The sequence below is a fragment of the Azoarcus indigens genome (assembly GCF_004361735.1).
Lineage (GTDB): Bacteria > Pseudomonadota > Gammaproteobacteria > Burkholderiales > Rhodocyclaceae > Azoarcus > Azoarcus indigens.
The window spans coordinates 1-13,363 of record NZ_SNVV01000036.1 but is presented as its reverse complement, the minus strand read 5'-3'; the positions used below and the strand labels follow the sequence as shown (position 1 = coordinate 13,363).

Below are 13,363 nucleotides of genomic sequence, written 5' to 3'. Positions count from 1 at the left end.
CATCGGCCCCCGCCTCCGCATGCGTACCTACCGTAGGCTGCCGCCGCGCCGCTTTTCACCTCGCAAGCGCCACAGCACCAGCGCGACGATGACCGCGCCGAACAATGCCGTCTCCAGCCCGGCGCTGCCCACACCCTCGCCCGGCAACGCATCCCGCGCCACCGCGATCAGCTGCGGCACAGCCACAATCACCAGCGCGCCCCACAGCGCGCCGGACAGGCGGCCGACGCCGCCGAGGAAGACCAGCATCAGCAGTTCGAAGGACAGCATCAGGCCAAACTGCTCCGGGCTGATGAAGCCTATCCAGTGGGCGTAGAAGGCGCCGCCGAAGGCGGACACGCCGCCGCCGAGGATGAAGGCCGCCGACTTCGTCCGCGCCAGGTCGATGCCACAGGCGGCCGCCGCCGCTTCGTCCTCCCGGATCGCCCGCCAGGCGCGGCCCAGCCGCGAGCGCAGCAAGCGGCGGCAGGCCATCCAGGCCAGCGCCAGCGCGACGAGGCTGACGAGGAACTGGGCGAGCGGTGTCTGCGCGCGCCAGCCACCCCCGCCGAAGGCCGGCACCAGCATGCCGGCGGCGCCCTGGGTCAGCCCGCTCCAGCGCGTCAGCACCTCTTCCACCACCAGCGCGAAAGCCAGCGTGCTCATGCCGAAGTAGAGCCCGCCCAGGCGTCGCGCCGGCAGGCTGGCGATGGCGCCGCCGCAGGCGCCCAGTGCCACCGCCACCGGCAGCGACAGCAACGGCGGCCAGCCGACCGCCGCCAGCAGGGCTTCCGCGTAGGCGCCCAGCGCCACCAGCGCGCCCTGGCCGAGCACGATCTGCCCCGCCTGGCCGACGATGAGCACCACGCCCAGCCCGGCGATGGCATAGGTCGCCACCAGCGTAGCCTGGCCCAGCGCGTAGTCGGTACCTAGCAGCAGGCAGGCGAGGGGGAGCGCAAGGGCGGCGAGGGCGGGGCCAGCCAGCGGACGGCAAAACGAGGCGCGAACGATTCCGGCCGCGGCGGGCGAATCATTCCGCGCGGCAATATCCGCAGCCTCGGCCCGGCCGGGTTTCACCGGAACGCCCATCCCTCAGGCCGTCCGCCGCGCGCCGAAGCCGGCGGGGAACAACAGCAGCGCCGCCAGCAGCAGCAGATAAGGCACCACGTCCTTGCTCCCTTCCGGCAGCACCAGCCCGGCCAGCGCCTCGACAACGCCGAGGAACACGCCGCCGGCCAGCGCCCCCGGCAGGCTGGTGAGGCCGCCCAGCACCGCCGCCGGAAAAGCCTTCAGAGCGATGAAACCCATGTTGAGATGGACGAAAGTGATGGGCGCCAGCAGCACCCCGGCCAGCGCCGCCAACGCCGCGCCCAGCGCCCAGGCCAGGGTGTGCATGCGCGCCACCGGCACGCCCATCAGCGCCGCGCTGCGGGCGTCCTCGGCGCAGGCGCGCAGCGCGAGGCCGCTGCGGCTGTAGCGGAAGAACAGGCTGAGCGCCGCCGCCACCAGCGCAGTGATGGCCATCACCAGCAGCTGGCCGCCGGGCAGGCTCAGCGGGCCGAGGCGGAACACCTCGTCCGCCCAGGGCAACGGCAGGACGAACATGCCGTGGCTGGCGGCCGGCACCGCGGTGACGCCCCCACGCAGCATCAGGCCGAGGCCGAAGGTGAGCAGCACCGCGCTGAGGTGGGAATGACCCAGCGTGTACCGCAGCGCCGTCCGCTCCAGCACCGCACCCAGCAAGGCCGCGCCGGCCACGCCGCCGGTTAGCGCCGCCGCCAGCGGCCAGCCCGCCGCCTGCAGCACGACGACGGCGAAGGCGCCCACCATCAGCAGTTCGCCCTGCATGAAGCTCACCGTGTCCGCCGCCTTGTAGACGAGCACGAAGGACAGCGCGACCAGCCCGTAGACGCAGCCGATCGCCAGCCCGCTCAGCAGCACCTGTATGAAAGTCAGCATGGCGCGCAGCATAGCGGATGCGCCCGCCGGCGCCGGGCGGGCCGCCGCGCCGCGATCCTGCGCGGGCGGAAGCTCAACGCCAGCTGTCGGCCAGCGCCGCGCTCGGTGGCAGCCGGCAGGCGAGCTGGTATTCCGCCTCCAGCCGCTGCACCAGTCCGGCCACCGTCGGCACATCGTGGATGGTGGCGACGCCGTGGCCGGCGCTCCACACGTCGCGCCAGGCCCTGGCTTCGTCGGAAATACCCTTCAGCTTGCCCTTGCCGACACCGGCGGCCAGGGTGCTCGGGTCCAGCCCGGCATTGCGCAGGCTCTCCGCCATGAAATTGGCGTTGGTGCCGGAGATCGCATCGGTATAGACGATGTCGCTCGGGCCACTGGCGAGCAGCATCTGCTTGTAGGCCTCCGGCGCCAGGGACTCGCGGCTGGCGATGAAGCGGGTGCCCATGTAGGCGAAGTCCGCCCCCAGCACCTCGGCCGCGCGTATCGCCGCGCCGTCGGAGATGCTGCCGGCCAGCACCAGCAGGCCATCCCAGAACTCGCGGATCTCCCGCACCAGGCTGAGCGCGCTCTGCGTGCCGGCATGGCCGCCCGCGCCCGAGGCCACCGCGATGATGCCGTCCACCCCGGCCGCGGCCGCCTTGCGCGCGTGGTAGGCATGTACCACGTCCGACAGCACCAGTCCGCCATAGCCATGCACCGCCTTTGCCACCTCGCCCGGATGACCCAGGCTGGTGATGACGAAGGGCACCTTGTGCCGCAGCACCGTGGCGAGATCCTCCTGCAGACGGTCGTTGGACGCGTGCAGGATGAGATTGACCCCGTGCGGCGCCGCCGGCTTGCCGGCCAGCGCGGCGGAGATCTGCCCCAGCCATTCGTCCAGCTGCGCCGCCGGCCGCGCGTTCAATGCCGGAAAAGTGCCGCCCACACCGGCCTTGCAGCACTCGATCACCAGCTCCGGCCCCGACACCAGGAACATGGGCGCGGCGATGGCGGGGACGCGGAAAGTGCCGCGGAAGGGAGCGGGAATCGTCATGGCAAGGCTCCTGCGCGAAGGGGTATGCGAGCGAAGCGCAAATCTAGCATGCTGGCAGCACAATTCAAACGGTCGTTTGATCCATCCATCGCAGCAAGCGTGAGGCATGAATGTAAGAGAATATGACCTAGATCAGGGTTGGAATCGGCATGGGAGAAGAAAATCCCGCGTCATTTTCAAGAACACCCTGTCTTCCCTATCCTCTCCCTTCCTCATACAGGACAAACATGAATTTCCGCACCGGCCTGCTTTTCGCCTTTTTTGCTCTAATGCTAGGAGGATGCGCCACCACGCCGCAGTCCCCGCTCGGTCTCGCCCAGGACTCTTTCTCCCAACGTGGCGGCAAGGTTGGGGTCGCCATGACTCCACTGCCCAAGATCGACACCCAGTTCCCCGGCGCCGGCTGCCTGCTTTGCCTCGCTGCAGCCTCAGTAGCCAACTCCTCTCTCACTGCGCATACCCAAACCCTCCCGAGCGAGGGGCTACCGGAACTGAAGGAGTCTCTCGCCCAGTTGATTCGGCAGAAAGGAGTTGAGGTATTTGTCATCGAGGACGACATTGAGCTCAACTCCTTGCCCGACTTCGGCGCCAAGGGCCTGAATCTGGCTTCAAAGGATTTCACTTCTCTGCGAGACAAGTACCGCATCGACAAACTGCTGCTGATCAACGTTTATGGCTTGGGCATGGTCCGAACTTACTCCGCCTACTTTCCTACCAGCGATCCCAAGGCAATGTTCTCCGCCCTCGGTTACCTCGTGGACCTCAGCAGCAATCGCTATGAGTGGTATCAGCCGGTCACGGTCCTTAAAGCTGCGGAGGGCGCCTGGGACGAACCGCCCAAGTACCCTGGGCTGACCAACGCTTACTTCCAGGCTCTTGAAAGCGGCAAAGACGATCTGCTCCGGCCATTCACAAATTGAGAATGGCCTCAATGAGAATTTCGAAGGCCTTGCTGGCACGCACATTCGGCTGCTCGCTGATGCTGCTTGTCAGCGCCGTAGCCTATAGCGGACCGGAAACCACCACCCAAGGCGCCCTCCAACTGTGGGCTCTCCGCATCCCAGCCGCGGAAAAATTGGTCTATCGGGGCCTCCTGAATCTGGACCATGCGGGCGTAGGCAACAGCGCCGGCATGGTCTATCCAGCCCCGAACGCCGCTGGCGCAATCGCGGCCCTGATAACCCACGGGCTGATCCTGGAGTCGGCAAAAAGCCAGCAGCGCAACGCACAGGAGGAGGCGGCCAATCAGGTGTTGCAACCCTATCGTGCCGTATTGGACGGCTACGGACCTGAGGAGTTGATGCAGCGTGGCAGGGAAAAAATGGCGACAGAAGGGGACAAATATCTTCTTCCTCCGCGCACAATCCCTGAGCCCTCGGCTTGGGTAGTGGAAAGCGCGCCTGTTTTCTTCCTTACCCAGGACCAGCGCGCCTTGGTACTCGACAACACTGTTTACATCCAAGCGCCGAACGCTCCGGCCGAATCGGCCCAACGCCAATCGGTGCGTGTTGTCTCCAATCCCACGCTGGCAGACGATGCTTCGGAATACTGGCTGAAAGAAGGCGGAGAAAGGCTGAAGGCGGAGAGCGCAGCACTGCTTGCCTCTTCCCTGGACATCGCACTGGCCGAGTTGAAGGAACCGGCGGCCTCGCCCGCATTACCGTACCGCACTGTCCGCTACCGCGAAGGGGGAAGCGAAAAAATGGAACGTGCTCAGATCGTGCGGGAATCCTGTGGGCGTAGCCTTATTCGCAACCTTCGAGGCTATCTGATGCAGGTACCCACAATTGCAAGCGCCGCCGGCAAGACTCTTTCCGCCACGCCCGGAGATTGCCTCGCATCGGCGATGGACTAGCGGCCCCGCCCCTCTCGCCGCTAACATCCTCCTCGCTTGGGCCCGACACGCCAAGAACACGCAAACAACATCGCCCCAGGAGGATCCCCCCAATGAGCTTCATCAGCGAATTCAAAGCCTTTGCCATGCGTGGCAACGTCATTGACCTGGCGGTCGGTGTGATCATCGGCGGCGCCTTCGGCAAGATCGTCGATTCGCTGGTCAAGGACGTGATGATGCCGGTGATCGGCCGGCTGATCGGCGGCATCGACTTCAGCCACTTCTACCTCAACCTCAGCAGCCAGACATACGACAGCCTGGAAGCGGCGGAGAAGGCGGGTGCGCCGCTGATCAAGTACGGCATCTTCCTCAACAACGCCATCAACTTCATCATCATCGCCTTCGCCATCTTCCTGCTGGTCAAGCTGGTCAACCGCCTGCATGCGGCGGAGAAGAAGGAAGAGCCGGCCGCGCCGCCGCCGGAGCCCGAAGACGTCAAGCTGCTGCGCGAGATCCGCGACGCGCTGAAGGAACGCGGCTGAGCGCCGGGCGCTGATCGCCGGGCGGACTCAGCGCCGCCCGGCCGGCTGTCAGGCGCGGTCGCCGACGTAGGGATTGCTTGCGCGCTCGCGGCCGAAGGTGGACGTGGGCCCGTGGCCGGGCAGGAAAGTGACGTCGTCGCCCAGCGGGAACAGCTTGTCGCGGATGGAGGCGATCAACGCGGCATGATCGCCGCGCGGGAAATCGGTGCGGCCGATGGAGCCGGCGAACAGCACGTCGCCGACGATGGCCAGCCGCGACTGCGGATGGAAGAACACTACGTGGCCGGGCGTGTGGCCGGGCGCGTGGATGACCTGCAGCGTTTCCTCGCCCACCGTCACCGTATCGCCGTCGTGCAGCCAGCGTGCCGGCTCGAACACCTCCACGTCGGGGAAGCCGAACATCTTGCTCTGCTGCGGCATGCCCTCGATCCAGAAGCGGTCCTCTTCCTGCGGCCCTTCCACCGGCACGCCGAGTTCACGCGCCAGCCGGGCAGTGCCGCCGGCGTGATCGATGTGGCCGTGGGTGATGAGGATCTTCTCCACCGTCACTCCCAGCTTTTCCACCGCGGCGCGGATGCGCTCCACGTCGCCGCCGGGGTCCACCACCGCCGCCCTGCGCGTCTTCTCGCACCAGACGATGCTGCAGTTCTGCTCGAAAGGGGTCACCGGAACGATGCTGATCTGAACCATGGGAAGGGCCACTCGGTCTTGAGGAACGAGCCTAGTTTAACCGAGCGTCGGCGCCTGGCCTGCCGATGACCACCGCCCGCCGATGACCGCACTGCCGCCGCCCTCCCCGTCCCGCGACCTGCGCCTGGATTTCTTCCGCGGCCTCGCGCTGTGGTGGATCTTCCTCAACCACATCCCGAACAACGACTTCAGCTGGCTGACCTCGCGCAACTTCGGCTTCTCCGACGCCACCGAGATCTTCGTCTTCATCTCCGGCTATTCCGCCGCGCTGGCCTACCGCCGGCCCATGCTGCAGCAGGGCTTCGGCTTCACCACCCTGCACGTATGGCGGCGCTGCTGGCAGCTCTACGTCGCCCATCTCATCCTCTTCCTGTTCTACACCGCCCAGATCGGCTATGTGGCGGAGCGCTTCGGCAACCCGATGTACATGGAGGAGATGAACGTCACCCGGCTGCTGGACGCGCCCCACCTGGCGTTGCTGGAGGCGCTGCTGCTGGAATTCCGCCCTGCCAACATGGACGTGCTGCCGATGTACATCGTGCTGCTCGGCGTGTTCCCGCCGCTGCTGTGGCTGCTGCTGCGCCAGCCGGGCTGGGCCTTCGGCCTGTCGGCGGCGCTGTTCGTGCTGGTGCGCCTCACCGGCATCAACCTGCCCGCCTACCCGCCGGGCAGCGGCTGGTTCTTCAATCCTTTCGCCTGGCAGTTCCTGTTCGTGCTCGGCGCGGTGTTCGCGCTGCGACCCGAGGTGCTGCAAGGCATGGCACGCTGGAAACGGCCGCTGGACGCGGCGGCGGTGCTCTACCTGCTGCTGGCCGGCGTGGTGGTCGCCAGCTGGCAGCTGCCGGCGCTGGAGCGCTGGATGCCGGAGGCGCTGGCGGAATGGATGTACCCGATAGACAAGACCAGCCTGGACGTACTGCGCCTGCTGCACTTCCTCGCCCTCGCCCACCTGGCGATGCGGCTGATTCCGCGCGATGCGGCCTTCCTGCGCAGCCGCTGGGCCTGGCCGGCGCTGATCTGTGGCTGCAAGGCGCTGGAGGTGTTCTGCCTCGGCATCTTCCTGTCCTTCGCCGCCTACCTGGTGCTGATCGAGTTCGGCGGTAGCCTGGGCCTGCAGTTTGCGGTCAGCGTCGCGGGCATTGGCGCCATGGTGGGGCTCGCGTATGTTCTGTGCTGGTACGCCGCCCGCGCCGCAAGGATGGCGGCCACGCCCAAGGAGGCCAAAGCCCGATGAATTTGCGCCCGCAGATCCTCCCCCTACGCTTGTGCCACTTTCGCTTGTGCCACCTCCGCCTGCGCGCCCGCGCCCTGGCGGGCAGCCTGCTGCTGATCGCCGGCCTTTCCTGCGCCCAGGCCGGCAGCAATGCCGCCGCCGCGGTGGTGGCGGAAGCGCCCTGCGGCGTGCCCACCGATCTGCTGCTGCACAACCCACCGTTGCCAAACGTGGCCAGGGCACTGAGCGAGAAGCGGCTGAAGGTGCTGGTGTGGGGCACCCGCTCCACCGCCGGCGCCGGCACCAGCGGCACCGACCAGGCCTATCCGGCCCATCTGCGCGCCCGCCTGGCGGAACGCTATCCCGGCGTGAAGCTGGAGGTGGAGGTGCTGTCCCAACCCGGCCAGGTCGCCACCCAGATGGTACGCGGCCTGCAGTCGGAGGTGATCGCGCGCAAGCCCGACCTGGTGGTGTGGCAGACCGGCTCGGCGGACGCGGTGCGCAACACCTCGCTGCAGGAGTTCGGCCGCGCCGTTTCCCGCGCGCTGAGAACCCTGCGCGGCCGCAACATCGACGTGATGCTGATGGACATGCAGTACGGCCCCTACTCTGATCTGCTGGCCAACTTCCGCCCCTACCGCGGCTACCTGTGGTGGGCCTCGCGGCAGGAGAACGTGGCGCTGCTGCCGCGCTACCAGATCATGGAGTTGTGGGAGGAGCAGGGCCGCTTCGACCTCGGCACCGAGGACCGCAAGCTGCAGCGGGTGAACGCGGACGCCATCCACGCCTGCCTGGGCGACCTGCTGGGCTGGATGGTGATAGACGCCGCCGAGCGGGCGGCGGAGCAGACGAACGACCCGCGCTGACGCCGTCGGCATTCCACCCTGCCGCGGCCCGCGCCCCCCAGCGGAAAGTACGCCCGCGGGATACAGGCGGGAACGAGCCCCTCAACCCAGCAGCGCCACCGTCTTGATCTGCGCCCACATGCGCCGGCCCACCCCCACCCGCAGCTGGTCCGCCGAGCGGCGGGTGATGCGCGCCAGCAGCGGCGTGCCCTCCGCATCCAGCCGCACCAGCACGTGCGCCGGCGTATCGGCATCGGCCACATCGGTCACCAGAACCGGCAGCAGGTTGGTGATGGTGCTGCCTTCCAGCCGGGCAACCGCCAGGCTGACGTCGCGCGCATGCACCCGGAAGCGCAACTTGCGCCCCAGCGCCTCCGGCCGGCGGGCCACCATCACGTTGCCGCCGGGGAAGTCCAGCCGGGTGAGGTGATAACCGTCGTCGTGCTCGGCCACCACCGATTCGATGACCACGCCGGCGTCCTCGGTGAAGGCGGTCGGCAGATCCAGCCGCGCCAGCGTATCCACCAGCGGCCCCCGGGCCACCACCTTGCCCTGGTCCAGCAGCACCACGTGGTCGGCCAGCCGCGCCACTTCGTCCGGCGAATGGCTGACGTAGAGCACCGGGATGTCCAGCTCGTCGTGCAGGCGTTCGAGGTAGGGCAGGATCTCGCTCTTGCGCTTGAGGTCCAGCGCCGCCAGCGGCTCGTCCATCAGCAGCAGGCGCGGCCGCGTCAGCAGCGCGCGGGCGATGCCGACGCGCTGGCGCTCGCCGCCGGAGAGGCGGTCCGGCATGCGCTCCAGCAGATGGCCTATGCCCAGCAGTTCCATCGCCTGCTCCCAGGCCTGCCGGTCTTCCAGCGCACCGGCGCGGCGCATGCCGTACTCCAGGTTGCGCCGTACCGACAGATGCGGGAACAGGCTGGCCTCCTGGAACACATAGCCCAGCGGCCGCTTGTGGGTGGGCAGGAAAACACCGGAGGCGGTGTCCTGCCACAGCTCGCCGTTGATCTCCAGCCGGCCGTGCTGCGCCCGCTCCAGGCCGGCCACGCAGCGCAGGCAAGTGGTCTTGCCGGAGCCGGAATGGCCGAACAGCGCGGTGACGCCATGGCCGGGCAGGGTGAGGTCGACATCCAGCGTGAAGCCGGCGTAATCGACCCGGAAGCGCGCGCGGATGGCGCGCTCGCCGCCAGCCTGCTGGGCGAGGGCGGGTTCCAGGGCTGCATCCATTGGGATTCTCCACCCGCTCATCCCAGCGCGGGCTTGAAGCGCCGGCTGGAGTAGAGAGCGAGCAGCACGAAGAAGGAGAACACCACCATGCCCCCGGCCAGCCAATGGGCCTGGGCGTATTCCATCGCCTCGACATGGTCGAAGATCTGGACGGACACGGTGCGGGTCTTGTCCGGAATGTTGCCGCCTATCATCAGCACCACGCCGAACTCGCCCACGGTATGGGCGAAGCCGAGGACGGTGGCGGTAATGAAGCCGGGGCGGGCCAGCGGCAGCACCACGGTGAAGAAACGGTCCCACGGGCTGGCGCGCAGCGTGGCGGCCACTTCCAGCGGACGGTCGCCTATGGCCTCGAAGGCGTTCTGCAGCGGCTGCACCACGAAGGGCATGGAATAGAACACCGAGCCGACGACCAGGCCGGCGAAGGTGAAGGGCAGCACGCCCAGCCCCAGCGACTGGGTGACGTGGCCGATGGGGCCGTTGGGCCCCATGGTCACCAAGAGGTAGAAGCCGATCACGGTGGGCGGCAGCACCAGCGGCAGCGCCACCACCGCGCCCACCGGCCCCTTCAGCCGCGAACGGGTACGCGCCAACCACCAGGAGATGGGCGTACCGATCAGCAGCAACAGCACGGTCGTCAGCGTAGCCAGTTCCAGCGTCAGCCAGATGGCGGAAAGATCGAGTCCGGTCAAAGGCATCGTCGACGCTCCCTGCTTGCAGCGGTATTACAGGTCGTAGCCGTAGGCCTTGATCACCGCGATGGCCTTCGGCCCCTTCAGGTAGTCGGCCAGCGCCTTGGCGGCAGGGTTGTCCTTGCCCTTGCTGAGGATGACGGCATCCTGCTTGATCGGCTCGTACAGCTCGGCCGGCACGATCCAGGCGGAACCGCCGGTGATCTTGCCGTCCTTGTACACCTGGGACAGGGCGACGAAGCCCAGCTCGGCATTGCCGGTGGCGACGAACTGGTAGGCCTGGGTGATGTTGCTGCCTTCGACCAGCTTGGGCTTGATCGCTTCGGCCAGGCCCAGCTTCTCCATGGCCTGGATGCCGGCCAGGCCATACGGCGCGGTCTTCGGATTGCCGATGGAGAGGTGCTTGAACTCGTTCTTCTTCAGCACTTCGCCCTTGTCATCCACATAGCCCGGCGTGGCAGACCACAGCACCAGCTTGCCCACGGCGTAGGTCCAGCGCGAGCCGGCCACCGTGTCGCCTTCCTTCTCCAGCTTTTCCGGCGTGGTGTCGTCCGCGGCGAAGAACACTTCGAAGGGCGCGCCGTTCTTGATCTGGGTGTAGAAGCCGCCGGTGGGGCCGAAGGAGGCGATGACCTTGTGGCCGGTGTCCTTCTCGAACTCGGCGGCGATCTCCTTGATGGGCGCGGTGAAGTTGGCGGCCACGGCGATCTGGACGTCGGCGGCATGGGCGGCACACGCCAGGAAACCAGCACCGAGGCCGGCGAGCAGACGGGACAGCGGCAGACGCATGTTGGAACTCCGAAAGACGTTGGAAGGGAAAGCGGAAGGAGTCAGTCGTAGGCGGCCAGGATCACGCTGGACGACTTGAAGAAGGCGCAGGCCTCGGTGCCCACCTCGATGCCCAGCGCGGTACAGCTGTCCTGGGTGACCACCGCGGTGACGTTGCGGCCGGACGGCAGCTGCAGGGTGACTTCGTTGTTCACCGGGCCCTCATGCACCGCCACCACCTCGCCCCACAGCTGGTTGCGGGCGGTGAGCTTCATGCCCTTGTCCACCGCCAGCATCACCGAGGAGGACTTCACCATCGCGAACACCTCCTTGCCGATCTGCAAGTTGAGGTTCTCCGCGCTGGCCTTGGTGATGACCGAGGTGATCTCGTGCCTGGGGTCCAGCCGCAGGCGCACTTCGTAATCCACCCCGCCGTCGCGCAGGCCGGTGACGATGCCGGCGAACTGGTTGCGGGCGCTGGTCTTCATGCTCATGCTGTGCATCAGCTTCTGGAAGGCCTGGATGTCGCCGCCGCCAACGTCGTTGAGGCGCTCGGAGAGGCGATCGAGCGCCGCCTGGTATTCGATCTCCAGCGCCCGGTACATGGCGACGATGCGGCGGCCGTACTCGGTGAGCTGGGTGCCGCCGCCCTGGCGGCCGCCGGTAACCCGGACCACCAGCGGCTCCGGCGCCAGGTTGTTCATGGTGTCGATGGCATCCCAGGCCGCCTTGTACGACAAGGGCACGGCCTTCGCCGCCTGGTTGATGGACCCCTTTCGGCCTATCTCTTCGAGCAGGCGGATGCGGGTATCGGAAAGGGCAGTGCCCACCTCGGTCTCGAGGGACATGCGGGCGAGGAAACGGGTAGCTGTCATGGGACGCGCAGGCATTATGGTATCTCCGACATATAAAGCCAGTTCCGTGCCAAAGCGGCTTTCTCTATGGTTGTGGGGCTACAAACGAAAGAACTATCTTCTCGTCGGCCGGAAGTGGCCGTACAGCCTGTCGCCCCGGCGACAAATCTATGTAGCAAACAATACAGCGTGTCTCAAATCCTGCAAAGTCTCGTAAGGAGCCATCCATGAAAGTCAGCGCCCGCAACGTCTTCAAAGGCAACATCAGCGCCCTGCGGCCCGGCACGGTCAATGCCGAGGTCGAGATCGCCCTCGGCGGCGGCGACGCCCTGGTCGCCATCGTCACCATGGAGAGCATGAAGACGCTGGAGCTGGCCGAGGGCAAGGAAGTGATGGCACTGGTGAAGGCACCGTGGGTGATGGTGATGACCGAAGCCGACGGCATCACCCTCTCCGCCCGCAACACGCTGCGCGGCACGGTGAAGTCGGTGGAAAACGGCGCGGTGAATTCGGAAGTGCTGATCAGCCTGCCCGGCGGCACCGAGGTGGCGGCGGTGGTCACCAAGGACGCGGTGGGCGAGCTTGGCCTCAGGCCCGGCGTGGCGGCCACCGCGGTGATCAAGGCCTCCAACGTGATCCTGGGCGTACCGGCCTGATCCACCCAAAGCACTTCCGGACGGATGAAGGGCGCCCAGGCGCCCTTTTTTCTTGCCTGGCGAACCGGCTCCCCGCGCCTCATTTTCAAACCTGATTTGAAGGTGCTTCTGGCGCCGCCGGGTTTTCCCGCCGGCGCCAAACCCCGAGAATGGCGGCCATCGGCCCTCTTGCGCATGTCGCGCAAGGCTGGCTTTCAAATCTTCAAACCACTGCCCCTGCAAGCAACTCAACTCCCTGGAGCCTCCAATGAACGTCCTCAGCTTTGCCAAGGCCCGCTACACCACCAAGGCTTTCGACCCCAGCCGCAAGATTCCGGCGGAACAGTTCGCCCAGCTGCGCGAGCTGCTGCGCCACAGCCCGTCCTCGGTCAATTCCCAGCCCTGGCACTTCGTCGTCGCCGCCAGCGACGAGGCCAAGGCGCGCGTCGCCAAGGGCACCCAGCCCGGCTACGCCTACAACGAGTCCAAGATCCTGAATGCCTCCCACGTCATCGTGCTGTGCGCCCGCACCGCCTTCGACGAAGCCCACCTCGCCGCGCTGCTGGAGCAGGAAGACAAGGATGGCCGCTTCGCCACCCCGGAAGCCAAGGCCGGCCAGCACAACGGCCGCAGCGGCTATGTGAACCTGCACCGCTACGACCACAAGGACACCCAGCACTGGATGGAGAAGCAGGTCTACCTCGCCCTCGGCACCCTGCTGCTGGGCGCGGCGGCGCTGGAAATCGACGCCTGCCCGATGGAAGGCTTCGATCCGCGCCTGCTGGACGCCGAGCTGGGCCTGCGCGCCCGCGGCCTCACCAGCGTCGTCGTGGTCGGCCTGGGCTACCGCACGGCGGAAGACTTCAACGCCAAGCTGCCGAAATCCCGCCTGTCGGCGGAAGCGGTGTTCACCGAGATCTGAAGCCGCGCTGCGCCCGCCTCACCCGGCGGGTGCAGATGAAAATGGCCGGCGCCATCAGCAGCCGGCCATTTTTTGGGTTCATCGCGCCTTTCCGGGGAAGGCGGCCTTGATCTTCAGGAAGAAATAGGCTGAGTCGCGGAATCCGTAGGCCATGCGCTTGATGACCTTGA

Annotated in this window: 15 protein-coding genes; 7 read left to right on the top strand and 8 right to left on the bottom strand. The window is 67.0% G+C overall.

Annotated elements, in window-relative coordinates:
* Window positions 1-27 precede the first annotated feature (27 nt).
* The 3 genes from C7389_RS23545 to C7389_RS23535 all read right to left on the bottom strand — a co-directional run bounded on the left by C7389_RS23545 (window position 28) and on the right by C7389_RS23535 (window position 2,971).
* Window positions 28-963 (bottom strand): branched-chain amino acid ABC transporter permease, encoded by a 936-nt coding sequence (locus C7389_RS23545; RefSeq protein WP_246034952.1) that lies wholly within the window; start codon window positions 961-963, stop codon window positions 28-30.
* 108 nt (window positions 964-1,071) lie between these two features.
* Window positions 1,072-1,938: a branched-chain amino acid ABC transporter permease gene (locus tag C7389_RS23540; RefSeq protein ID WP_133595109.1), complete on the bottom strand. Its 867-nt coding sequence runs from the start codon at window positions 1,936-1,938 to the stop codon at window positions 1,072-1,074.
* A gap of 73 nt (window positions 1,939-2,011) precedes the next feature.
* Window positions 2,012-2,971 (bottom strand): NAD(P)H-dependent flavin oxidoreductase, encoded by a 960-nt coding sequence (locus tag C7389_RS23535; RefSeq protein ID WP_133595108.1) that lies wholly within the window; start codon window positions 2,969-2,971, stop codon window positions 2,012-2,014.
* Between the two features lie 227 nt (window positions 2,972-3,198).
* Here C7389_RS23535 and C7389_RS23530 point away from each other — a divergent pair, with 227 nt between their 5' ends.
* From C7389_RS23530 to mscL, 3 genes are all read left to right on the top strand, one after another.
* Complete coding sequence (locus C7389_RS23530) at window positions 3,199-3,891, top strand: hypothetical protein (protein WP_211168544.1); 693 nt, start codon at window positions 3,199-3,201, stop codon at window positions 3,889-3,891.
* A gap of 11 nt (window positions 3,892-3,902) precedes the next feature.
* Window positions 3,903-4,826, top strand: a complete 924-nt coding sequence (locus C7389_RS23525) for a hypothetical protein (RefSeq protein ID WP_133595107.1) — start codon at window positions 3,903-3,905, stop codon at window positions 4,824-4,826.
* Between the two features lie 92 nt (window positions 4,827-4,918).
* Entirely contained in the window at window positions 4,919-5,347 is a 429-nt protein-coding gene (gene mscL, locus C7389_RS23520) for a large conductance mechanosensitive channel protein MscL (RefSeq protein ID WP_133595106.1), read from the top strand.
* A gap of 48 nt (window positions 5,348-5,395) precedes the next feature.
* Here the strand turns inward: mscL and C7389_RS23515 are convergent, their stop codons facing one another.
* Window positions 5,396-6,037 carry an MBL fold metallo-hydrolase gene (locus C7389_RS23515; protein WP_133595105.1) on the bottom strand — a complete coding sequence of 214 codons (642 nt, stop codon included), beginning with the start codon at window positions 6,035-6,037 and terminating at the stop codon, window positions 5,396-5,398.
* A gap of 82 nt (window positions 6,038-6,119) precedes the next feature.
* Here C7389_RS23515 and C7389_RS23510 point away from each other — a divergent pair, with 82 nt between their 5' ends.
* The gene (locus C7389_RS23510; protein ID WP_133595104.1) at window positions 6,120-7,271 is read left to right on the top strand and encodes an OpgC family protein; all 1,152 of its coding nucleotides are present in this window, start codon (window positions 6,120-6,122) and stop codon (window positions 7,269-7,271) included.
* The gene (locus C7389_RS23505; RefSeq protein ID WP_133595103.1) at window positions 7,268-8,116 is read left to right on the top strand and encodes an SGNH/GDSL hydrolase family protein; all 849 of its coding nucleotides are present in this window, start codon (window positions 7,268-7,270) and stop codon (window positions 8,114-8,116) included. The genes C7389_RS23510 and C7389_RS23505 overlap by 4 nt, the downstream gene beginning before the upstream one ends.
* Before the next feature lie 81 nt (window positions 8,117-8,197).
* On the opposite strand, the gene modC is transcribed toward C7389_RS23505, so the two are convergent.
* The 4 genes from modC to C7389_RS23485 are packed head-to-tail and all read right to left on the bottom strand — an operon-like array spanning window position 8,198 to window position 11,657.
* The gene (gene modC, locus C7389_RS23500; RefSeq protein ID WP_133595102.1) at window positions 8,198-9,322 is read right to left on the bottom strand and encodes a molybdenum ABC transporter ATP-binding protein; all 1,125 of its coding nucleotides are present in this window, start codon (window positions 9,320-9,322) and stop codon (window positions 8,198-8,200) included.
* A gap of 17 nt (window positions 9,323-9,339) precedes the next feature.
* Complete coding sequence (gene modB, locus C7389_RS23495) at window positions 9,340-10,020, bottom strand: molybdate ABC transporter permease subunit (protein WP_133595101.1); 681 nt, start codon at window positions 10,018-10,020, stop codon at window positions 9,340-9,342.
* A gap of 27 nt (window positions 10,021-10,047) precedes the next feature.
* On the bottom strand, window positions 10,048-10,803 hold the full coding sequence (gene modA / locus C7389_RS23490; protein WP_133595100.1) for a molybdate ABC transporter substrate-binding protein: 756 nt from the start codon (window positions 10,801-10,803) through the stop codon (window positions 10,048-10,050).
* 41 nt (window positions 10,804-10,844) lie between these two features.
* The gene (locus C7389_RS23485) at window positions 10,845-11,657 is read right to left on the bottom strand and encodes a TOBE domain-containing protein (protein ID WP_133595099.1); all 813 of its coding nucleotides are present in this window, start codon (window positions 11,655-11,657) and stop codon (window positions 10,845-10,847) included.
* A gap of 206 nt (window positions 11,658-11,863) precedes the next feature.
* On the opposite strand from C7389_RS23485, the gene C7389_RS23480 reads away from it, so the two are divergent.
* Window positions 11,864-12,292 carry a TOBE domain-containing protein gene (locus tag C7389_RS23480; RefSeq protein WP_133595098.1) on the top strand — a complete coding sequence of 143 codons (429 nt, stop codon included), beginning with the start codon at window positions 11,864-11,866 and terminating at the stop codon, window positions 12,290-12,292.
* Window positions 12,293-12,539: 247 nt separating this feature from the next.
* On the top strand, window positions 12,540-13,193 hold the full coding sequence (nfsB, locus tag C7389_RS23475) for an oxygen-insensitive NAD(P)H nitroreductase (protein ID WP_133595097.1): 654 nt from the start codon (window positions 12,540-12,542) through the stop codon (window positions 13,191-13,193).
* The last annotated feature ends 170 nt before the right edge of the window (window positions 13,194-13,363 follow it).

What these genes read in the sequence shown, in the direction of transcription:
- C7389_RS23540 (WP_133595109.1), bottom strand. Translation starts at nt 1,938, where the DNA reads ATGCTGACTTTCATACAGGTGCTGCTGAGCGGGCTGGCGATCGGCTGC.
- C7389_RS23535 (WP_133595108.1), bottom strand. Translation starts at nt 2,971, where the DNA reads ATGACGATTCCCGCTCCCTTCCGCGGCACTTTCCGCGTCCCCGCCATC.
- C7389_RS23530 (WP_211168544.1), top strand. Translation starts at nt 3,199, where the DNA reads ATGAATTTCCGCACCGGCCTGCTTTTCGCCTTTTTTGCTCTAATGCTA.
- C7389_RS23525 (WP_133595107.1), top strand. Translation starts at nt 3,903, where the DNA reads ATGAGAATTTCGAAGGCCTTGCTGGCACGCACATTCGGCTGCTCGCTG.
- mscL (WP_133595106.1), top strand. Translation starts at nt 4,919, where the DNA reads ATGAGCTTCATCAGCGAATTCAAAGCCTTTGCCATGCGTGGCAACGTC.
- C7389_RS23515 (WP_133595105.1), bottom strand. Translation starts at nt 6,037, where the DNA reads ATGGTTCAGATCAGCATCGTTCCGGTGACCCCTTTCGAGCAGAACTGC.
- C7389_RS23510 (WP_133595104.1), top strand. Translation starts at nt 6,120, where the DNA reads ATGACCGCACTGCCGCCGCCCTCCCCGTCCCGCGACCTGCGCCTGGAT.
- C7389_RS23505 (WP_133595103.1), top strand. Translation starts at nt 7,268, where the DNA reads ATGAATTTGCGCCCGCAGATCCTCCCCCTACGCTTGTGCCACTTTCGC.
- modC (WP_133595102.1), bottom strand. Translation starts at nt 9,322, where the DNA reads ATGGATGCAGCCCTGGAACCCGCCCTCGCCCAGCAGGCTGGCGGCGAG.
- modB (WP_133595101.1), bottom strand. Translation starts at nt 10,020, where the DNA reads ATGCCTTTGACCGGACTCGATCTTTCCGCCATCTGGCTGACGCTGGAA.
- modA (WP_133595100.1), bottom strand. Translation starts at nt 10,803, where the DNA reads ATGCGTCTGCCGCTGTCCCGTCTGCTCGCCGGCCTCGGTGCTGGTTTC.
- C7389_RS23485 (WP_133595099.1), bottom strand. Translation starts at nt 11,657, where the DNA reads ATGACAGCTACCCGTTTCCTCGCCCGCATGTCCCTCGAGACCGAGGTG.
- C7389_RS23480 (WP_133595098.1), top strand. Translation starts at nt 11,864, where the DNA reads ATGAAAGTCAGCGCCCGCAACGTCTTCAAAGGCAACATCAGCGCCCTG.
- nfsB (WP_133595097.1), top strand. Translation starts at nt 12,540, where the DNA reads ATGAACGTCCTCAGCTTTGCCAAGGCCCGCTACACCACCAAGGCTTTC.